This is a genomic window from Pseudarthrobacter sp. TE3704 (assembly GCF_056279405.1).
Genome location: NZ_JBWCCJ010000002.1, coordinates 32,228 through 51,593, shown reverse-complemented (window position 1 = coordinate 51,593; position 19,366 = coordinate 32,228). Strand labels below are relative to the sequence as shown.

General features: G+C 62.7%; 19 protein-coding genes. 11 read left to right on the top strand and 8 right to left on the bottom strand.

The window, feature by feature from the left end; translation table 11 throughout:
- Positions 1-86 precede the first annotated feature (86 nt).
- A complete protein-coding gene (locus ACZ9BC_RS04210) occupies positions 87-878 on the top strand; it encodes a PIG-L deacetylase family protein (RefSeq protein WP_476244891.1) in 792 nt (263 codons plus the stop codon).
- A 75-nt stretch (positions 879-953) separates the two neighbouring features.
- On the opposite strand, the gene ACZ9BC_RS04205 is transcribed toward ACZ9BC_RS04210, so the two are convergent.
- Positions 954-1,886 carry a LysR family transcriptional regulator gene (locus ACZ9BC_RS04205; RefSeq protein ID WP_476244890.1) on the bottom strand — a complete coding sequence of 311 codons (933 nt, stop codon included), beginning with the start codon at positions 1,884-1,886 and terminating at the stop codon, positions 954-956.
- Between the two features lie 156 nt (positions 1,887-2,042).
- Here ACZ9BC_RS04205 and ACZ9BC_RS04200 point away from each other — a divergent pair, with 156 nt between their 5' ends.
- The 3 genes from ACZ9BC_RS04200 (at position 2,043) to fdhA (ending at position 6,090) form a co-directional block, all read left to right on the top strand.
- Positions 2,043-3,347: an aromatic ring-hydroxylating oxygenase subunit alpha gene (locus ACZ9BC_RS04200; protein WP_079595942.1), complete on the top strand. Its 1,305-nt coding sequence runs from the start codon at positions 2,043-2,045 to the stop codon at positions 3,345-3,347.
- Complete coding sequence (locus tag ACZ9BC_RS04195) at positions 3,344-4,750, top strand: ferredoxin reductase (protein ID WP_476244889.1); 1,407 nt, start codon at positions 3,344-3,346, stop codon at positions 4,748-4,750. Before ACZ9BC_RS04200 ends, ACZ9BC_RS04195 begins: the two co-directional genes overlap by 4 nt.
- Before the next feature lie 119 nt (positions 4,751-4,869).
- Positions 4,870-6,090, top strand: coding sequence for a formaldehyde dehydrogenase, glutathione-independent (gene fdhA / locus ACZ9BC_RS04190; RefSeq protein WP_476244888.1), 1,221 nt, complete (start codon positions 4,870-4,872; stop codon positions 6,088-6,090).
- Between the two features lie 188 nt (positions 6,091-6,278).
- Here fdhA and ACZ9BC_RS04185 read toward each other — a convergent pair whose 3' ends face one another.
- The 7 genes from ACZ9BC_RS04185 to ACZ9BC_RS04155 all read right to left on the bottom strand — a co-directional run bounded on the left by ACZ9BC_RS04185 (position 6,279) and on the right by ACZ9BC_RS04155 (position 14,517).
- Positions 6,279-7,688: an aldehyde dehydrogenase family protein gene (locus ACZ9BC_RS04185; RefSeq protein ID WP_476244887.1), complete on the bottom strand. Its 1,410-nt coding sequence runs from the start codon at positions 7,686-7,688 to the stop codon at positions 6,279-6,281.
- A 69-nt stretch (positions 7,689-7,757) separates the two neighbouring features.
- Positions 7,758-9,341 carry a sulfatase family protein gene (locus tag ACZ9BC_RS04180; protein WP_476244886.1) on the bottom strand — a complete coding sequence of 528 codons (1,584 nt, stop codon included), beginning with the start codon at positions 9,339-9,341 and terminating at the stop codon, positions 7,758-7,760.
- Complete coding sequence (locus ACZ9BC_RS04175) at positions 9,338-10,138, bottom strand: ABC transporter ATP-binding protein (protein WP_476244885.1); 801 nt, start codon at positions 10,136-10,138, stop codon at positions 9,338-9,340. The genes ACZ9BC_RS04180 and ACZ9BC_RS04175 overlap by 4 nt, the downstream gene beginning before the upstream one ends.
- A 107-nt stretch (positions 10,139-10,245) precedes the next feature.
- Entirely contained in the window at positions 10,246-11,022 is a 777-nt protein-coding gene (locus ACZ9BC_RS04170) for an ABC transporter permease (protein WP_476244884.1), read from the bottom strand.
- A complete protein-coding gene (locus tag ACZ9BC_RS04165; protein WP_476244883.1) occupies positions 11,022-11,795 on the bottom strand; it encodes an ABC transporter permease in 774 nt (257 codons plus the stop codon). Before ACZ9BC_RS04165 ends, ACZ9BC_RS04170 begins: the two co-directional genes overlap by 1 nt.
- A gap of 28 nt (positions 11,796-11,823) precedes the next feature.
- Positions 11,824-12,810, bottom strand: a complete 987-nt coding sequence (locus ACZ9BC_RS04160; protein WP_476244882.1) for an ABC transporter substrate-binding protein — start codon at positions 12,808-12,810, stop codon at positions 11,824-11,826.
- A gap of 27 nt (positions 12,811-12,837) precedes the next feature.
- On the bottom strand, positions 12,838-14,517 hold the full coding sequence (locus ACZ9BC_RS04155; RefSeq protein WP_476244881.1) for an amidohydrolase: 1,680 nt from the start codon (positions 14,515-14,517) through the stop codon (positions 12,838-12,840).
- Positions 14,518-14,717: 200 nt separating this feature from the next.
- Between ACZ9BC_RS04155 and ACZ9BC_RS04150 the strand changes: the two genes are divergently transcribed.
- The 7 genes from ACZ9BC_RS04150 (at position 14,718) to ACZ9BC_RS04120 (ending at position 19,295) form a co-directional block, all read left to right on the top strand.
- Entirely contained in the window at positions 14,718-15,347 is a 630-nt protein-coding gene (locus ACZ9BC_RS04150; RefSeq protein ID WP_476244880.1) for a TetR/AcrR family transcriptional regulator, read from the top strand.
- Positions 15,348-15,409: 62 nt separating this feature from the next.
- Positions 15,410-16,204, top strand: a complete 795-nt coding sequence (locus ACZ9BC_RS04145) for a MoaF C-terminal domain-containing protein (protein ID WP_476244879.1) — start codon at positions 15,410-15,412, stop codon at positions 16,202-16,204.
- Positions 16,205-16,211: 7 nt separating this feature from the next.
- Positions 16,212-17,177, top strand: coding sequence for a formylglycine-generating enzyme family protein (locus tag ACZ9BC_RS04140; RefSeq protein WP_476244878.1), 966 nt, complete (start codon positions 16,212-16,214; stop codon positions 17,175-17,177).
- 2 nt (positions 17,178-17,179) lie between these two features.
- The gene (locus ACZ9BC_RS04135; RefSeq protein ID WP_476244877.1) at positions 17,180-17,578 is read left to right on the top strand and encodes a YidH family protein; all 399 of its coding nucleotides are present in this window, start codon (positions 17,180-17,182) and stop codon (positions 17,576-17,578) included.
- 4 nt (positions 17,579-17,582) lie between these two features.
- Entirely contained in the window at positions 17,583-17,921 is a 339-nt protein-coding gene (locus ACZ9BC_RS04130; RefSeq protein WP_476244876.1) for a DUF202 domain-containing protein, read from the top strand.
- 381 nt (positions 17,922-18,302) lie between these two features.
- Positions 18,303-18,872: a cupin domain-containing protein gene (locus ACZ9BC_RS04125; protein WP_476244875.1), complete on the top strand. Its 570-nt coding sequence runs from the start codon at positions 18,303-18,305 to the stop codon at positions 18,870-18,872.
- 213 nt (positions 18,873-19,085) lie between these two features.
- Entirely contained in the window at positions 19,086-19,295 is a 210-nt protein-coding gene (locus tag ACZ9BC_RS04120; RefSeq protein ID WP_476244874.1) for a hypothetical protein, read from the top strand.
- The last annotated feature ends 71 nt before the right edge of the window (positions 19,296-19,366 follow it).

The following is a 19,366-nucleotide window of genomic DNA, read 5'->3' as shown; positions in this document are numbered from 1 at the left end:
GCATTACCTGCTAAACATGACAGTTCGTCCACGTGCATCAATTGGTGGCCTGTTTTTCTCAATCCGCGGGGTTTAGCCTCTGTCCTATGGACGAAGCTCGTTCACTGGCGGTTGTGGTTGCGCATCCGGATGACGATGCCTATGGTTGCGCGGGCTCCATTGCCCTGCACGAGAAGGACCCCGGGTTCCGGTTTTGCCTGGTCCTTGCAACCGACGGCGGGGCCGGGCAGATCGCAGAGGGCGTGCCCACTACGCCGCAGGAACTGGGAATTTGGCGGCGAAAGGAAAGCGTCAATGCCTGGCGGGCCCACGGCACCATTCCGGACCGGCACGAATGGCTGGACTACGACGACGGGCACGTCGCGGACGTGGACTTCGAGGAGCTGGTCACGAGGATCCTGGCCATCCTGCTCCAGGAACGCCCGCAGGTAGTGGCGACTTTCGGGCCCGACGGGATCACAGGGCACCGCGACCACATCGCAATAGGCAGGGCCACGGACGAAGCCTTCACACGCGCACGTCAGGTTCCGGGCCCTGGACTAAAACGGCTCGTTCACGGCGCCCTGCGCGCGTCCACCTTTGAACGTTGGAACCAGAGGCGCCAACAACAGGGCCTGGAGCCTTGGGACCCTGCCCGTGAGTACCATCTGCGCCCGGTTCCGGATGAGTGGATCGATATTGACGTGGACACAAGCACGGTAGCGCACCGGATCGTCGCAGGCCTTTTGGAGCACAAATCCCAGCGACATGTCATTGTCGACCCCGGCGTGAACGAGCGCCGGTGGGCCAGAATCGTTTCCCGGGAGTCCTCGATCATCGCGTGGCCGGCCAGGCTGCCGGACAGTCCGCTGCTGACCGACCTGTTTGAGGGACTCTGAGCCGTCCCTCAGCGTTCCGCCTTCACTGCGGGTGGACCTGCCTGCCCGTCAGCAACTAACCGTGACCGTGCTGCTTCAGAGATCGTCTTCGGGTCGGGCGGTGAGGATCCGATGGGCCCTGTCCTGAAGAATGCCGAGGGACTCCTGGATCAGGGGCGATGTGATGCTGCCGCTGCGCACCGCAGCGACAATCCGGCGGGCGGGCTTCCCCTTGCCCGTAATGCGCAGTCGAACCACGTTTTCGGCGCTGCGCAGGGGCGCCAGCCGCGGCAGCAGGCCCACGCCCAGCCCGGCACCAACGAAGGCGATCTGGGTTTCCCATTCCACGGCCTCATGGGCAATACGGGGCGTCACCCCGACTGCCGTGAACGCCGCGGTGAACAGGGAATGGTAGGTGGATCCGACCGCCTCGGTGATCCAGGGTTCCGACGCCAGCTCTTCGAGCGTCACCGTTTCCCGCGATGCCAGCGGATGGTCGGAGGGAATGATCACGTCCAGGGGGTCATCAAGCAGAACGGTCTGCTCGAAGCGGGGATCGTCCTCAACGTAGGTGTGGGACTGCATGGCGACGATGACCGCGAGGTCGATTCGCTCGGCAACCAACAAGTCGAAGCAGCGGTCCGGGTCGGCCTCCAGAACCTGCACTTCCAGCAGGGGGCGTGTTGAGCGCAAGGCAGCGGCCAACGGCGCTAGTAACTGGGCGGCCGCCGTCGAGAATCCGCCGAGGCCAAAACGGGACTGCACCTGGTCGCCTGCCTCCATAGCCGCAGCCCGCAGGCTCTCCCATTCAGCAATAAGGGTGTCCGAGCCCTCCACCAGAAAGCGGCCCGTGGCGGTCAGCCGCACACCCCGGCCGTCCTTCGTCAGCAGCTGCATTCCAAGCACGCGCTGGAGCTCCCGCAATTGAGCGGAGACGGCGGAGGGAGAGTAACCCAAGAGCTCCGCGGTGGCGCCGACAGTGCCGCAGCGGGCAAACACCCGCAGTGTTGTAAGTCGTGGATCGATCATGCACCTATTGTGCACTGTTATCTCCGGAATCTTGCGCTTTTATTGCAGCCCAGTCGGCCCTAATCTCTTGAAACAACGACTTTTGGCAACGGTTGCACCACGCATCCGCGGTCTCGACAGATCTCACAAGTACCCACGCCTCCCGGGAGGAAACCCATGACTGCTCCAGTGCACCTGCCCCTCAATTCACGCGGAAAACTCGCCTCATCATTGCCTGCTGAGCAGCTGGCGGAAATCACCGAGTTGTTCGCTTTCCGGCGCGCAGGGTATTCCCTCGATGCACCCTTCTACACCGATTCCACGATTTTCAAAATCGACATGGAAGCCATTTTTGGCCAGCACTGGATTTTTGCCGCCAGCATTGCCGAACTCCCGGAGCCGGGCGACTACGTCACCGTCGACTATGGTCCCTACTCCCTGATCGTGCTGCGCAACGACGACGGCGGCGTGAACGTCCTGCACAACGTATGCCGCCACCGCGGCGCCCGCGTCCTGACCGAGACTGCGGGGTCAACAGGAAACCTGGTCTGCGGCTACCACTCCTGGACGTACTCCCCCGAGGGCAATCTGATCCACGCCTCGGCACCCGGGGAAACGAAATTCGACAAGAGCTGCTTCGGCCTCAAGCGCGCCCACAGCCGCGAGGTTGCCGGACTCATCTTCGTCTGCATTGCGGACGAGCCGCCTGCCGACTTTGACGAAACCTCCAAGATCTTCGAGCCTTACCTTGCACCCCACGATCTGTCGAAGACGAAAATCGCCTACCAGCAGAACATCGTTGAGGAGGGCAACTGGAAGCTCGTCATGGAGAACAACCGTGAGTGCTACCACTGTGACGGCCATCCGGAGCTCGCCTGTTCCCTCTTTCCCACCTGGGGCCTGACCGAGGGCCTGATCCCGGCCCATCTCGAGGAAGTGTGGGACCGCAACAAGGAAGCACAGTCCTCGCTCGAGGAGCGTTGCCGCCGCTATGGCCTCCCCTACGAGGTGGTCGAGGAGCTTGACACGCGCATCGCGGGAATCCGCATCTCACGGGAATCGCTGGACGGCGAAGGGGAATCGTTCTCGCCCGACGGGCGCCGGCTTTCCAAGAAGCTGCTCGGTGACTTGCGGGACTTCCGCCTTGGCCGCTGCTCGATGCACCTGCAGCCCAACAGCTGGTTCCACTTCCTGGGAGACCACGTCATCACCTTCGGCGTCTTCCCCATCAACGAACACCAGACCCTCGTGCGCACCACTTGGCTGGTAGCTGACGACGCCGAGGAAGGCGTCGACTACGACCTGGACAAACTCACCTACACCTGGAAGCAGACCAATCTGCAGGACAAGGCGTTCGTGGAGCTGTGCCAGACGGGCGCCGGAAGCCCCGCCTACGAGCCCGGCCCGTACATGAAGAGCGAGTACCAGGTGGAGGCCTTCATCAACTGGTACGTGCAGCGCGTGCAGGAGCACTTGGCATGATTGAACTCCTCACTGAGACGGCAACCCAGGAACCACAGCGCATCCGCGGTCTTGAGATGCCGTGGAACAGGGTCATGGGCACCACCGAGGGACCCGCCAGTGCCGCCCGCGCCTTGGGCCCCTGGCATCCGCAGGAGTTCATGGCCGAATGTGTCGAGACGGTGCCTGAGGCCGGCGGCATGATGACCTTCGTATTCCGCCGCTGCGACGGTGCGCCGCTGGCGTTCCGTCCGGGCCAGTACGTGAACGTCGCATTTCCCGTGAACGGCGAGGACCAGGACCCGGCGGACCGCAGCTACTCGCTGTCCAGTTCACCCACCCAACCGTGGACTTTCGACATCACCGTCAAATGTGATCCCACCGGACTGGTCTCACCATGGGTGCACGAGAACGTCAAACCCGGCACCGTCCTCGAGATGCTGGGACCGGTCGGGGCATTCCACCTGCCCGACGCCGACCGGCGGGCACGGTACCTCCTGCTGGCCGCCGGCGCAGGCATCACGCCCATCATGTCGATGGTGCGGACCATTCACTCCCTGCCCGGACAGGCCGACGTCGTGGTCCTTTACCACGGAGCGGAGGCCGGAGGCTTTGCCTTCCATAAGGAACTGGCCTACATCGCCTCCGTGGACTCGCGCATCAAGGTCTTCTACTCCCTGGGTGACCGCAGCAAACCCGAGGGCTGGGAAGGGCTCAGCGGAAGGCTGACGGCGGCCATGCTCGACGAGGTGGCCCCCGATGCCAACGGCCGCCAGGTCTATGCCTGCGGCCCGGAAGGCTACCTGAATACCGCCACCGAACTCCTGCAAAAGGTGGGCGTCGACGACACCTCCATCTACATGGAATTCTTCTCCGGAGACCGCCAGACGCTCCTCGAATACCAGGCGGAGCTCGCGCTTGCAGTGGATATTGCGGAGGAAATCGCCGAGGAAATCGCCGATTCCGCCGAGGACTACTATGAAAGCCAGCCCGCCGCGTTCGGGCTCTACGAGCCCGGCTACGACGCCGAGGGAACCCTGAAGGCTACGGGGCTGCCGCTGGAAACCGTGGACCCGGACGCGCCCTCTCCCGACGGCAGTCCCGACGCGGGGCCCGAAGCCGCGACCCCCGATGCCTCCAGCTTCGACACAGTCGGAACGGGAAGCCTCACCCTGTCCTTCATGCGCACCGGCATTAACGTACGCATCGACCCCGCCGAGCACATCCTCGAGGCGGCACAACGGGCGGGCGTCAGGATCGGCGCGAACTGCAAGGAAGGCATGTGCGGCTCCTGCAAGGTCGTCAAGCTTTCCGGGGACGTTGAGATGAACCACCAGGGCGGCATCCGGGCACGGGAAATCGCTGCAGGCAAGTTCCTGCCCTGCTGCTCCACCGCGAAGACCGACATGGTAATCGACGCCTAGCCGGTTCCAGCTTCGCTAAAAACTTCCTTCACCAAAACCGACGACAAACTACCTCACGGACAGTCTGCTGCAAGCAGAATCACGTGAGGGTTCGATACACAACCCATAGGAGCCATCCATTGTCAGGTAACAAAGCCGTTGCGTACAAGGAACCGGGAATCGTGGAAATCATCGACACTCCGTATCCCACCTTCGAACTGCAGGCCGGCCCTGGCGTTAATCCCGTCAATGTCGGCCGGAAGGTCCCCCACGGGGTCATCCTGCGCACCGTGAGCACCAACATCTGTGGCTCCGACCAGCACATGGTCCGTGGCCGCACCACCGCCCCGGCCGGCCTCGTCCTCGGGCACGAGATCACCGGGGAAGTCATCGAGACCGGGCCCGACGTCGAGTTCATCAAGGTCGGGGACATCGTCTCTGTCCCCTTCAACATCTCCTGCGGGCGCTGCCGGAACTGCAAGGAGCGCAAGACCGGGATCTGCCTGAACGTGAACCCGGACCGTCCCGGGTCCGCCTACGGCTACGTTGACATGGGCGGATGGGTCGGCGGCCAGGCCGAGTACGTCCTGGTCCCCTACGCAGACTGGAACCTTCTGAAGTTCCCGGACCGCGATCAGGCCCTGGAGAAGATCATGGACCTGACCATGCTCTCGGACATCCTCCCCACCGGTTTCCACGGAGCTGTCACGGCAGGTGTCGGCGTCGGGTCCACCGTTTACGTTGCCGGCGCCGGCCCAGTGGGGCTTGCCGCGGCGGCAAGCGCCCAACTGCTGGGGGCCGCGGTGGTCATTGTGGGGGATCTCAATGAGGATCGCCTGGCCCAGGCGCGTTCCTTTGGCTGCGAAACCGTCAACGTGGCCAACGGTGACCCGGCTGACCAAATTGAGCAGCTGCTCGGCGTCCGGGAAGTCGATGCCGGCATCGACGCCGTAGGTTTCGAGGCCCGCGGTCACGGACACGGCGCCAGGGCCCAGGAGGCACCGGCCACCGTGCTCAATTCGCTGATGGACCTCACCGCCGCCGGCGGCTCCGTCGGCATTCCCGGCCTGTACGTCACCGGGGATCCGGGTGCCGTGGACGAGGCGGCCCAGAAGGGCAGCCTGTCCCTGTCCCTTGGCACCGGCTGGGCAAAATCCCTCTCCTTCGCGACCGGCCAGTGCCCGGTCATGAAGTACAACCGGCAGCTGATGATGGCGATCCTGCATGACAGGATCCAGATCGCCAAGGCGGTCAACGCCACGGCCATCAAGCTCGAGGATGCTCCGCAGGGGTATGCGGAATTCGATGCCGGAGCCGCTACAAAGTATGTCCTGGACCCGAACGGCTACCTCAGCAACTAAGTCCCAGGCAAGGCAGGGTTCCCTGCAGGCAGGCCAGGCGGTTGGTGCACCACCCAGATAGTGGAGGTGGTGCACCAACCGCGTTGTCTTTAACGAAGAGACCACCCCGCCCATCCCCTGGGTCCACGCCTGACCACGTTGACGGAAGAACAGTCGGCGCTTCGATGGGGTTCGCCTGGATGCTGCCCTCAGCCGTTAATGATTTGGGGTACGCCCAGGGCTTTGAGGCCTTCGACGCCGAATTCGAGGCCGTAGCCGGATTGTTTGGCGCCGCCAAAAGGTATGCGTGGGTCTACGGCGCCATGTTTGTTAATCCAGACGGTGCCGGCCTGGATTCTTGCTGCCACTTCACGGGCTGCTGCCGGATCGGATGACCAGACGGAGGCACCCAATCCGACATCCAGGCTGTTAGCCATGGAAATCGCCTCGTCCACGGTGCTGTAGCGGATGATCGGCAATGCTGGGCCGAACTGTTCTTCGGCCACGAGCGGATTGTCGTTCTCGATGTCCGCGACCAAAGTGGTGGGGTAAAAGTACCCGGGCTGTTCCTGCGGAGGGTTGCCTCCTATCAGGACGCGTGCGCCGGAGCCCTTGGCCGACTCAACGAGCCGGTTGACGATGTCGAACTGCTGCTTGTTCTGCAGCGGGCCCAGGACACTGGTCTCGTCCAACCCGTTGCCCATGGGCGCCGCTGCTGCGATCGCGGCGAGTTCTTCGCAGACCGCATGGTAGACGTCCTCGTGGACATAGAGCCGTTTGAGGGCCGCGCAGGTCTGGCCTGTGTTGATGAACGCACCCCAGAACAGGCCTTCGGCAATAGCCTTCGGATCGGCATCGGGAAGCACGATGCCGGCGTCGTTTCCGCCCAACTCCAGGGTGAGCCGTTTGACCGTATCGGCGGAGGCTTTGATGATCGCCTTGCCCGTGGCGGTGGAGCCGGTGAACATGATTTTGCCGACTGCGGGGTGTCCGGCCAGCCGTTCGCCGACGTCCCGCCCTCCTGAGATGACCGTCAAGAGGCCTTCGGGCAGTTCCTCATTGATGATCTTCGCCAGGGCCAGCACGCTGAGAGGAGTGTACTCGGAAGGTTTAACCACCACGGTGTTACCCATGCGAAGGGCGGGGGCAATCTGCCAAACGGTGATCATCATCGGCCAGTTCCACGGACCAATGGCGCCCACGACACCGATAGGACGGTAGTGCACCTCGGCATGTGTTTCACCGTCATCGACCACCTTCTCCGGTTCAAGAACCGTAGTCGCGGTAGCGCGTAGCCAGGCTACGCAGGAGGCGACCTCGAAGCGGGCGTTCAGACCGTTCAGCGGTTTGCCCTGCTCACGGGAAAGCACCTGCGCAAGGTCCTCTGCTGAACGTTCCACGGCATCGGCCGCCCGGTGCAGGGCAGCGCTGCGGCCCTCATGCCCGAGCGCGGCCCACACAGGCTGGGCTTTTGCGGCAGCGGCGACAGCCCGGTCTAAGTCTTCAACGGTATGAACGGGCGCTTCACCGACGGCGGCGCCGGTCGCCGGGTCAAGAATGGTCCTTGTCTCGGCGGTGCCGCCGGTGATCGAGGACAGCAGTACTTTGTAGCTTTCCATGATTACTCCAATTCACTCTGGTAAGGGACGTCGGCTGTTATTGCCCTTTATCCATACTTTCGATGCCATTTAGGCTGCGGCCGTGGGCGCTGTTCCGTTGTCGGCCAGAGCTGCCATCTCCTCCAGCATGACCGCGGTGAGCCTCCGCTCCAGATCAGCGTGTTCTGCCAAACCGGCCACATTATGGAGTTCCTGCGGATCCGTCCGGTGATCGTAAAGCTCGGCCATATCCGTTCCGAAAAAACGCGTGAGGCGCCCTTCCACCGTGATGACTGTCCGCATCCGGACCGGTCCCGGGAGGCCGGGTAAACCAAACGGTTGCTCCTCCTCCACAAGCAAAGCCTGGCGGTGTTCCCCGGTGTGACCCCTCAACAGCGGGACCAATGAGCGGCCTTGGATTCCCCGGAACGCAGGTGCGCCACTGAGCTCCAGCAGCGTGGGCACCAGGTCCGGGCTGGAAACGAGCGCGTCGCTGTGTTGGTGGGTGCCGCCGGGCACCGCGATTACCAGTGGCACGTTAGTCACGGCCCGGTAGTGGCAGAAATGTTTCAGCATCAGTCCGTGATCGCCGAACAAATCTCCGTGGTCGCTGGTGAACACCACGATCGTGTCTTCGGACAGGCCTTGAGTGTCGAGTTCGGCGAGAATCCTGCCAATCTGTTCATCCATGAGCGTGATCAGCCCGTACTGCGCCGCGGCTGCGTACCGGTATTGCTGCTCGTTGGCCGCCCAGGTCATGGTTGGATCTGTGCCTGGCTCGCCCCGGTGCTCGATCATGCGGCGGATGTGCGACGGTGACTTTGTGTGGTCCTGCTCGAAGCCGATCGGCAGCTCCAGCAGTCCCGGGTCGTACATCGTGTCGTAGCCGCCTGGGGGTGAGAAGGGGTGATGCGGGTCCGGGAAGGAGACGAACATGAAGAAGGGACGGTCCTTGCCCCCTGCATCCTTGAGATGCTCCACCGCCTTCTCACCGATGTAGGTGCTGGGATGGAGCTCGGCGGGAACTGCTGTCCTGTACACCTGGTTCCAGCCGGGGTAGAGGTTCTCTGAATGTTCAGGTCCGCCGATCAGGTCAGGATCAATGCCGCGTTCGCGGGCCCAGTGCAGGTAATGGCCGCCCGGGTGGTCACCGTGGCCCACAACGAGGTCCACATGGTCGTATCCGTAGTAATCCGGGGGTAATTCGATGAAGCGTTCGTCGTGTGCGGCCCGGTCCTCCCAGCCGTCCCACCCCGAAGTCTCCCTCCGGGCGTTGCCGGCGGCTGGGTCGAGCAGGAGCGGATCGGTTGCCTTAATCTCTTGCTGTTGCTCCGGCTCGAAGTCCCATCCCATGTTCTGGTGGTGCAGTTTCCCTACCCCGATGGCGTGGTACCCCACTTCACCGAGTGAACGGATCAAGGTCCGCGACTGGGGATCCAGGGGAATACCGTTGCAGCGCGTCCCGTGGGTTGACGGCCAACGCCCTGTGATGAGGCTGGCCCGGTTCGGCATGCAGGTGGGGTTGGCCACGGTGGCGTTACTGAACACAGTCCCCCGCGCTGCCAGCGCATCCAGGTTCGGTGTCCGGACAACGCTGTTCCCGCCGAAGCCCAGATGGTCTGCACGCAACTGGTCCGCGATGATGAACAGGACGTTGGGACGCCTGCTGGTCATGCCGGCCTCTTGATCAGGGACAGGACGTCGGTGCGCTGGTGGGCAAACTCCGGCAGGGAGCGGGTGGTGATCTGGTCCCGCGGTGCGGGCAGGTCAATGTCGATCACCTTCAGCACGCGGGCGGGTTTGGAGCCCAGGACCACGACGCGGTCGGCCAGGTACACGGCTTCGTCGATGTCGTGGGTGACCACGAGGATGGTCATGTTGAAGTCACGGCGGATTTTCAGGCAGAGATCCTCCAGGTCGAACCGGGTCTGGGCGTCAACCGAGGCAAAGGGTTCATCCATAATAAGGATCTCGGGCCGGTACGCCAGGGCGCGGGCAATGGCGACGCGTTGCTGCATCCCGCCGGAGAGTTGCCACGGATACTGCTGCTCGGCGTGCGTGAGCCCGACAGCTTCCAGCGCGCTGTCGCAGCGTTCCTTAACCTCGGCAGCGGACAGACGCATATGCCGCAGCGGGAGTACCAGGTTCTTCCGCACCGTGAGCCAGGGCATCAGGGAACGGTTGTAGTCCTGGAAGACCAGGGCCATTTCCGGTGGAGGTCCGCTGATGGTCCGGCCATCAATCGCGGCGCTGCCGCTGGAAACGGGATGGAGGCCGGCCAGGCATTTGAGCAAAGTGGTCTTGCCAACGCCCGAAGGGCCGACGATGCACATGACTTCACCGGCCTCGACGCTAAACGTCAGGTCCTCGATTACTGTCTTGGCGTTCTCGCCCGAACCATAGGTCTTAGCCAGGTGCACCACGTTGAGGCGGGGAACGGAGTGATCAGGACTGTCTGGCTGCTGTGCCATAGCTTGCTTCCTGGACCGGGACGGGACGTGGTTGCCCGGGACCGAAAAATCCTGGGTGCTGTTGGTTTGCATCTTGGGGTCCTGCTTCGGGGTGGAGGGTGTGGTTGTCATGCTGATTTAACCAATCGTCGGGAGCCGATATACCAGGCCAGGACTCTGCGCCGGACCAGGTCGAATGCCATGTTGACGGCGAAGCCAATGACCCCGAGCAGCAGGATCCCGGCCCACATGTCCGCGATCATGAAGCTCTGCTGGGCCAGCAGGGTCATGGCTCCAATGCCTTGGGAAGATCCCAGCATCTCGCTGGCGATCATGACGATGAAGGCGACCTGCAGGCTTACCTGCAGTCCTGAGAAGATCTGCGGGCCGGCTGAGGGCAGTATCACGCTTGTAATCCGTTCGCGGCGCGACAGCCGGTACACCCGGGAGACGTCCAGGATGTCCTGGTCGACGCTTCGAATGCCATCGACCGTGGCGATCAGGACGGGAAACAGCGCCGCCAGCGCGATGCTCGTGACGCGCATCTCCGTACCAAAACCGATCAGTGAAATGAAGATCGGCACCAGTGCCACCGGCGGGATTCCGCGGAGGAAGTGGATCAGCGGGTCGATGAGCCAGCGGACGGTTGGAACGAGGGCGGTCACGAAACCGATGGTGATGCCGAGGACGGCTGCAATGGCGAATCCTGTGAAGAGATTGCCCAGGCTCAGCAGGATGTCTGACTGGAAATGCTGGAACATCCACAGTTGCTGGAAACGCTCCAGAATGATCCGCAGTGGCGGGAAAAATGCATTGGTTGACTGGTCGGACAGGACCCACCAGAGCGCCAGCAGGACCACGGGGGTTCCGACGCCGAGCAGGGAGTTTCGTGCTGTGCGGTTCATTAGTGCACCACTTCCCGGAATGATTGATGCCAGTGCAGGGCCCGGCGTTCGGCGGCCCGGGTGGCTCCCTGGAAGATCAGGCCAAGTACACCGAGCACGAGGACCAGGGCGTACAGCGAGGCGTAGTCCCCGCCGGATTGTGCTTGGTAGATGCTTTGGCCGAGGCCTGGGCCGCCTCCGAGGAGGCCCGCGACGACGGTGATGACGAGGGCGGCCGGGGCGGCGACCCTCATCGCGGTTCCGATGTAGGGCATGGCGCTTGGCAGGACAACCCGGAACAGGATTTCGGGTGATTTGAGTCCGTAGGAGCGTGCCGTGTCGCGGGCGACGGGGTCGGTCCCGTGGACTCCGTCTACCGTTTGCATCACGATCGGCAGCAGGCATCCGAACGCCACCAGGAACAGTGACATTTCCTGGGTTGGGCCGAAGACCAGGACGGCCAGGGGCAGGATGACGATGGGCGGCACGGGCTTGAGGAACTCAAGCACCGCCAAGGTGGCGTACCGGACCGGCTCGAAGCTGCCGATCAGGACTCCGAGCACCACTCCCGTCACGGCCGACAGGGCCAGTGCGAGCAGTGAAATGCCAACCGTTGCGCCCAACGATGACCAGAAGGCACCGGTTCCGAGGATGCTGCCAAGGGCCGCAAACACCGCGGCCACAGACGGGAGCGCGGTACCTGCTACTTCTCCCATTGCCATCAGTTGCCACGCGGACAGGGCGGTCGCGATGCCGAGGGCGCTAAAGACCGCTGGTTTGGATGCCGGCTTCATAGTGAGGCTCCCATGGTCAAATACCGGTTCAGCTTCCGACGATGAGGTCAGCAGGAAGCTCGGCCGGCTCCTTGAGGAACCCCAGATCGGCCAACCCTTGGTTAGCGCGCTCGATGTCGGCTTTCCGGACGCTCTCGGGCCAGTAGTTCACCGCACCGGCTTTGACGACCTCCAGCGGAGTCTTCGTGATCTCAGCGCTGACCTGCTGGGCTTCATCGATGTGCTCATTCGCGTAGGCATTGGCCTTATAAATGGCTTCCTGGAACTTCTTCATCTGATCCTGCTTGGAGGTGACGGTGTTGGCACCTGCCACCCAGAGGCCGATCGCGCCCTCTTTGAAGAACTCGACGCCAGGTGATGCCAGCAGGCGGTTCCCTTCGGAAACAGCCTTGGACGTGAAGGGGGACACCAGGGACGCCGCGTCCACACGGCCGGAGTTCAGCGATTGAAGGGCCGAGGAAGGATCCAGAACCATCCAATTGACCTTGGCGGGATCACCTCCGTCGTCCTTAACCAGTTTGCTGACGGTGACTTCGAGCTGCGCCTTGCGGGCCGGCACACTGACTGATTTGCCTTCGAGGTCTTTGGGGCGGGTGACCGGCGACCCCTCCGGAACCAGCAGTCCCGTGTCGTCCACCCGCATGAGATCGGCGCCGTCGGCTGCGCCGTCCTTATACCCGTCCGCTGCAGCAACGATTTTCAGCGGGACATTCTGGCTGAGGGCATTCAGGAAGGGAATGGATGGCGTGTAGGTCAGGTCGAGCTGGCCGCTTTGGGCGGCGGCGATTCCGGCCGGCGGGTTGGCGATAACGCTGACCTCGACGTTGAGGCCCTGTTCCTTGAAGTAGCCTTTGTCGCTTGCGAGGCGGATCGCGGCGTCGGAGCCAATGCCGATGGTGCCTACTTTGAGGGTGGTGTCGCCACCGGCTGCCGGGGTGGAACTTTGTCCGCCTCCGCAGGCGGTGAGCCCAAGGGAAATGGCGGCGGCGAGTGCAAGGGGAATACTGCGTCGCATGGAAATACTCCTAGGTTTAGTGGGTGGTCAGGATGTGACGTCGTGGACTGCGCGGCCGCCGCTGAGGGTGAGGACGGCAGCGTTGTGCAGGACTTTTTCGATGTCCCGGTCGTCTGGCCAGGGATCGGAGAGGAGGCATAGATCGGCTTTCATACCGGGGATCAGCGCTCCTTTGTAGTGTTCTGCCCGGTCTTGCCACGCCGGTTGAACGGTCATCGCGGCGAGGGCTTCCAGGCCGCCCAGACGCTGGGGGTCAGTGGGTGAACCGGGGGTGGTCCGGGTGGAACGCCGGACGGCGGCGAGCACTGTTCGCCGCCAGTCAGTGCTGGTCACCGGTGCGTCTGAAGCGATATTGAAGTGGACAGCGGCGTCCAGGGCTGAACGGAGCGGCTGGTGGTTCGCGAACCGTTCTTCGCCCAGCAGCCGGCGCATCGCGTCCCCGGCCTCGGCACGGATCAAGGGATTGGTGCTGTAGCCGATGCCATGGGCTGCCATCTTCTTGAGCGTTCCGGTGCCAGTGAATGAGCCGTGAATGATGTAGTGGCGGTTCCTCGAGGAACCGTCCCTCGTGGCCAAGGCGTTCACGGCTGCGTCAGTGGCAGCATCCCCGGTGGCGTGGATTCCGGCCTGAAGTCCGGCGTCGTCAATCAACGCAAGGATCCGGTTCAGTTCGGCGACCTTATCGGCATCGTTCATGCCTTTGATGACGAGGCTGCCGTGCGAGCAGGCAGCACCATAGGGTTCGGACATCCAGGCCGTTCCACTTCGCGGTATGCCGTCGGCGAAAACTTTTACGCCCGCTATCCGCAGCTGCTGTTCAGCTATCCCCCGGTTCCTGTAGGTGGCGGCCAGACCGCTGCCGAGCCCGTGCTCCACCGCGGCGGCATTTGCACCGCCGGTGCCTGCGAACAGCATCAGGACGTTAATCCGCAGGGTCAGCTCGGTCTCCAGGGCAAGCTTCCCCAGCAGCTCAAGTGCCGCCGTCGAGCCAGCCCCGTCAAGGAGGCCTGGACTGGCAGGACCAAGCCCGGGTTCGGTCAATGAGGTGATGCCCTCGCCGTGCAGGTGCCGCTGCAGGGACAGCAGCGAGGAACGCAACGTCCCCTCCGGGAGCGGCGGCAAGGAACGCGAGAGCAACTCCATAGCACCGTCCTGCAGCAGCCCGTTCGGCTCGCCGTCGGCTGAGCGGCCTACCACTCCTCCCGCTGGATCGGCTGTGGCTGCGGTTATGCCCGCCCGCCGAAGCGCCTCGCGGTTCACAGCAAGTTGATGACCGGTGCTGTCAAAGGCCACGACAGGAGCGTCGGGCCTGCAGTCCAGCAACAGGCCCGCACCCGAGCCGACAGCGGTGTCGTCCCAGCCGTGGGCACGAATCCAACCGTCCTCTCCAACCGGAGCGGCCTCGACACGTGCCTCTACTGCCGCGCGGTCCGGCGCGGATGCACGATCAAGTTTGAGGTAGCCAAAAGCGGCCATCGAAGCGGAGACAAAATGCAGGTGGGCGTCATTGATGCCGGGAATGACAGCCGCTCCCCCAGCGTCGATGACCCTGGTTTCAGGGCCGGTGACAGCACGCACATGCTCGCTGCCCAAGGCGATCACCTTATCGCCGCGGACGGCGATGGCATCAGCCGCCCTTCCCTGGTTCGCCGGGTCCATGGTCAGGACCTGGGCCCTGGTTATCGCCAAATCTGCCGTTTCCTGCACCTGCGCTCCTTCCGATTTGGGGCCACGAAGTGTGATCCGGATAACGCGATGAAAAAAGTATGTCGCCTGACTGGGTCACTTGACTAGGTTTTAGCGTAAAATTTTTTTCAAGGGTCCGGGCAGCGGGTGCGCCGCGGCCGCCTGGGGCCTCCGCTACCAGGGAGCATTAGGATCAACAAGAAAAAGGGAGAGCGCTGAAAATGGCCAGAGTTTCTGCAGACACCCGGCGACTTCAATTCGTCGAGGCCGCTGCACGAGTCATAGCCAACGACGGTCTTGCCGCCGCAACCACACGGAGGATTGCGGCCGAGGCGGGCGCGAACCTTGCTGCCCTGCACTACTGCTTTCGGAACAAGGACGAACTCCTCCAGGAGGTTTACACGTTCCTTAGCCGCGACTACGCCCAGGCCCTTCCGCCGGTGAACGTGGCTGGCGGTGGGCTGGCGGACGTGATGCGCGCCCATGCACGCCGTATCTGGGAGCGCATGCTACTGAATCCGCACGAGCAGGTGACCACGTTCGAACTGCTGCTTCGCCGCTTCCGGGAAAAACCCGAGACCGAGGCAGCCGTCCGGGCGCAGAACAGGATCATGTACGAAGGCTGGATCCAGTCCACGATCGAGCTATTCCGTGACGCAGCGGCCGCGGCCGGCGAGGACGTGCCCGAAAACCTCGAGCTCGTTACAAGGCTCTTCATCTCCGGAATCGACGGCATCAGCATGCAGCACCTGGCCGATCCCGACCCGGAACGTTCCGCGGCCCTGGTGGATCTTTTATCTGAAGGCCTGGCGTCCCTGCTCGTGCCAGACTCAACGCTCTCGGCCCAGTAACCCCCTTCCTTCAGGTGCCACCTGAGGCGCTCCCGAAGGAAACTTCCGAAAGGACTTCCAGCTTGAAGAACACTACAACACCCGACTTCATCCCCGTCGGGGCTTTGGGAGAAGGATTTGCCCCCGGCAGCAACGTGCTCGAGGTGCACGAGGGGCTGAACGGCCGCAGCTTCAGCCTCACCTTCTTGGAGGGACAAAAGCATGCGTGCAGGATCCTGGACAGCACCAGTCTGACCTGGGACGGCCGTACCTACGAAGCCCGCGTCACCTCCATAAGGGAAGATATCTACTTTGTGGACTTCCTTGCGGGTGAGAAGGCCAAGGAGTCAGTGAGCCTTGTCCTGGACGACGCCAACGGGCAAGTGACTTTGGTGAAAGGAGCGCTACCAAACGAACAAGCCGCTTCCCTGAGCGCCTACGACCGTGCCCGCCAAGGTATGGAACTGACTGGAGTGGACGCAACCATTCTCCACGGGTCCCTCAACGGGACACAGGGCGGGAATACACACGCTCCCACTGAGGAGCTGATTGGCCTTCGGAACCGCTACGACTACAGCCCGGAAGAGGTCTACGAACACATTTACCTGAGCGAAAACTTCTACACCTGGCGCTGCATAAAAGGCTCAGAATCCGGCCTCGCAGACACGGATCGCTGCCACTACATCGCAATATCCGACAAGCTGTACCTGTTCATCTGGCGGGAAAAAATCGTTCCCACACTCGGCGTCATCCTCATTGACCTGAAACGCATGAAAACGGACGGCAAGATCTTCGGATACAACGGCTTTGACTACTCCAGCTACAGCAATTTCCCAGTCGGAGCCAACGCCAGCGTACTGAACATAACTACTTTCTAGATATCCCATGGTGAAGCCGGAACATATACCTGCCGCGACCTGCTGCTCCCCCAAGCGGACAGCAGCGAAGCCACCTGAACCGGATCGAACTCTCAGGTCCACCCCAGCAGAACACCCTCCGTCACACGAGGAGGTCCTGATTCCGGCCGGGACTTTCCAGATGGGCGACAATTTCGGCGAGGGCTATCCCGCCGACGGTGAAACCCCGGTCCATACCGTTGAACTGGAAGCGTTCAGGATGGACACCACGGCGGTGACCAATCGACAGTTCGCCGCTTTTGTGGATGCCACGGGATACCGCACGGAAGCGGAGAACTACGGGACGTCGGCAGTGTTCCACCTGGCAGTTCAAGCCCGGCCAAGCGACGTCCTTGGTGTTGCTTCCGGGTCCCCGTGGTGGCTCACCGTTAGGGGGGCTGATTGGGCCCACCCGACTGGGCCGGGACAGCACTGGACAGATATCCCCGACCACCCTGTGGTGCAGGTTTCCCACGATGACGCAATGGCCTATTGCCGCTGGGCTGGCCGGCGGCTGCCGACCGAGGCCGAGTGGGAATACGCGGCCCGGGGAGGACTCAAACAAAAACGCTATCCCTGGGGGAATGAGCTGATCGGCGCTGACGGGACGCATAACTGCAACATATGGCAGGGTGCATTCCCCGAAGTAAACACCAAAGACGACGGGTTCTTGGCAACGGCGCCCGTCCGCAGCTTCCCGCCCAACGGCTACGGGCTGTACGAGGTCAGCGGGAATATCTGGGAATGGTGCGCGGACTGGTTCCTGCCCAAGTATTACCGCAACTCAGCAGTCGGCAACCCCCAAGGGCCCACCATCGGCCGAGGCCGTGTCATGCGCGGCGGTTCCTACCTTTGTCACGACTCGTACTGCAACCGCTACCGGGTTGCGGCCAGAAGCTCCAGCACACCTGACTCGTCCAGCGGCAATTGCGGATTCCGGACGGCAGCGGACTGACTGTGGCCAGTGACATCACGAAGGGACCCGTCCCGCCCCCTCGCGGAAAGATCGCCGAGCGGCTGCTGCCGGGCGGGATCGAACCGGACCCCCGATTCACGCTCGCTAATGAGCGGACTTTCCTCGCCTGGATCCGCACCTCGCTTGCCCTCCTGGCCGGCGGTATCGCCATTGAGGCGTTCACGGCGGACCTTTTCCTGGAGCCCGTCCGGAAGGGGCTGGCGGTCGTTCTGCTCCTGCTGGGCATGATGCTGAGCGCGGGATCGGCTGTGCGGTGGCTGCGGGTAGAGCGCAGCATGCGCCAGAAGGCGCCCCTTCCACTTCCGCTGATCATTCCACTGCTCGCCGCAGCCGGAGCACTGGCCGCCGCCGTCGTACTGGTCTTCATCCTTTGGCGCTGAACGCATGACGCCCATACGGCCGCGCGAACGAGTGCACGGGGATGCTGGCCTGCAACCCGAACGTACAACTCTCGCTTGGGGCAGGACCATGATGGCCTTGGTAACTGTCAGCGCCATCTTCCTCCGCTGGCTTCCTCATCACGGGTTGCCCATCCCCGCATTGTTCGCAGTGGCGGTAACTGCCGCCGCCGCCATCTACGTCACGCAGCGCCGCCGGTACAGCACCAGCTCCCATGGCATCTTGCAGGAGAAGGTGAGCGCCGAAATAGCCGCCGTCTTGTGGACAGCCTTCGCCGGAGTAGTGCTGGGAATACTCGGAATCGCAGTCGTCCTCTCCAGCTAGGCCGGGAGGTGTTGTTGCAACTTGGCGCGTCAGGTGATCTTCACGCGTGTTGGTGCCGGCTGAGCGGTTACTACCTGCGTATCCGGATCGTGCTCCAAAGCTGGCCTTCCGGCCAAGATCACGGTAGCGCGCTCCCGTGGCCGGCCTTTAAGCAGGAAGGGAATTTCCTGTTCTTCCCACTCCCTGTGCAGCTCTTCTTCTTCCTGCCCATCTCAAGCCCTGAGGCGGCGTCGGGCTTCAAGGTTGTCACACTGCACCCAGATCGAAGCGTCAATGAGGTCCGTCAGCGCCTGACGCGATGATCCTACCTAGGTTCCCTGCGCAAAATCTCGGAGTCCCTTCCCTTTCCTGCCGGTATGTACGGGGTGGAACATGGTCCCCATGAGTTCCAGTAGCTATGGTCCCGTCGGTGCGGACGAGGGGATCCTGATTCGCTTCACTGAAGCCGTGACGGCACGGACCGTTCTCGGGGCAGAGTCAACAGCAACGAACCTTGCGGTGGTTGAGCACCTAATCGCTCCACGAGAACTTGTGGCACCGCTGCACATGCACAGCCGTGAGGATGAGTTCACCCTGGTCACCAAAGGACGCTTCGGCTTCCTGCTGGGAGAGGACGTCTTTTATGCAGGTCCCGGTGAGCTGGTGCGGAAGCCCCGGGACCAGTGGCATACGTTCTGGAACGCCGGTGACGAGCAGGGCCGGGTACTGGAGATTATCTCCCCCGCTGGCTTCGAACAGTACTTCCACGAGATCGCCGATTGCTTCCCTGATGACGCTCCACCGGATCTTGACACCATGGCACGGGCGAACGCGAAATACGGGCTGCAAATGGCCTTCGACTCCCTGCCCCAGCTGATCGAGCGGTTCGACTTGGCCCGGCCGGCAGAAATGGGGCATGCCCTGAAACGACCCCTGAAATCCACTGCTGCGTTTCACCCGCCTGCCCAATGACCGAAGTTGCCCCCTCCCCTGGTGCGTTCATCATCGTCTTTGCCGCACCGCAGACAGCGCTTGTACACATTGCCGTCTTCGGCGTGTTCGACGTGCCAATCGTGCCGAATGTTCAGCTTGCAGAGCAGGGCCTGGATCATGTCAGCCTCCGAATAAGAACACAGATAGCGCCTAGTAGTAGTCGCGGGTGTGGGGATGTTCAGGGTGGTCCCCATGAGCGAGCCTCCCCGACCATCGGTCACTGTGGGAATCTTCCTTCCCGCAGTACCTGCATTGGCGGCGATACTCGCCGTCGTTCATTCGGGCCAGCCAGTGATGGCCGATTCCCCATCTGCAAAGCAGTTTCCGGATCATGGTGATGTCTTTTTCTGGGGGCTTGCCCAGCTTTTCTTGGCTGGCCACGCAACGAAGCCGGAAGGCTAATCATGGCCTTTGGGAAGTACTTGGAGAAGAGGCAATCAGTAAGGCTTAGGCGAGCCTGTGCCTACCCGGGA

Coding starts and splice junctions, on each gene's coding strand:
- ACZ9BC_RS04125 (WP_476244875.1), top strand. CDS start 18,303: ATGAGTTCCAGTAGCTATGGTCCCGTCGGTGCGGACGAGGGGATCCTG.
- ACZ9BC_RS04160 (WP_476244882.1), bottom strand. CDS start 12,810: ATGCGACGCAGTATTCCCCTTGCACTCGCCGCCGCCATTTCCCTTGGG.
- ACZ9BC_RS04175 (WP_476244885.1), bottom strand. CDS start 10,138: ATGGCACAGCAGCCAGACAGTCCTGATCACTCCGTTCCCCGCCTCAAC.
- ACZ9BC_RS04120 (WP_476244874.1), top strand. CDS start 19,086: ATGAGCGAGCCTCCCCGACCATCGGTCACTGTGGGAATCTTCCTTCCC.
- ACZ9BC_RS04170 (WP_476244884.1), bottom strand. CDS start 11,022: ATGAACCGCACAGCACGAAACTCCCTGCTCGGCGTCGGAACCCCCGTG.
- ACZ9BC_RS04205 (WP_476244890.1), bottom strand. CDS start 1,886: ATGATCGATCCACGACTTACAACACTGCGGGTGTTTGCCCGCTGCGGC.
- ACZ9BC_RS04210 (WP_476244891.1), top strand. CDS start 87: ATGGACGAAGCTCGTTCACTGGCGGTTGTGGTTGCGCATCCGGATGAC.
- ACZ9BC_RS04185 (WP_476244887.1), bottom strand. CDS start 7,688: ATGGAAAGCTACAAAGTACTGCTGTCCTCGATCACCGGCGGCACCGCC.
- ACZ9BC_RS04200 (WP_079595942.1), top strand. CDS start 2,043: ATGACTGCTCCAGTGCACCTGCCCCTCAATTCACGCGGAAAACTCGCC.
- ACZ9BC_RS04130 (WP_476244876.1), top strand. CDS start 17,583: ATGACGCCCATACGGCCGCGCGAACGAGTGCACGGGGATGCTGGCCTG.
- ACZ9BC_RS04140 (WP_476244878.1), top strand. CDS start 16,212: ATGGTGAAGCCGGAACATATACCTGCCGCGACCTGCTGCTCCCCCAAG.
- ACZ9BC_RS04180 (WP_476244886.1), bottom strand. CDS start 9,341: ATGACCAGCAGGCGTCCCAACGTCCTGTTCATCATCGCGGACCAGTTG.
- ACZ9BC_RS04165 (WP_476244883.1), bottom strand. CDS start 11,795: ATGAAGCCGGCATCCAAACCAGCGGTCTTTAGCGCCCTCGGCATCGCG.
- ACZ9BC_RS04150 (WP_476244880.1), top strand. CDS start 14,718: ATGGCCAGAGTTTCTGCAGACACCCGGCGACTTCAATTCGTCGAGGCC.
- ACZ9BC_RS04195 (WP_476244889.1), top strand. CDS start 3,344: ATGATTGAACTCCTCACTGAGACGGCAACCCAGGAACCACAGCGCATC.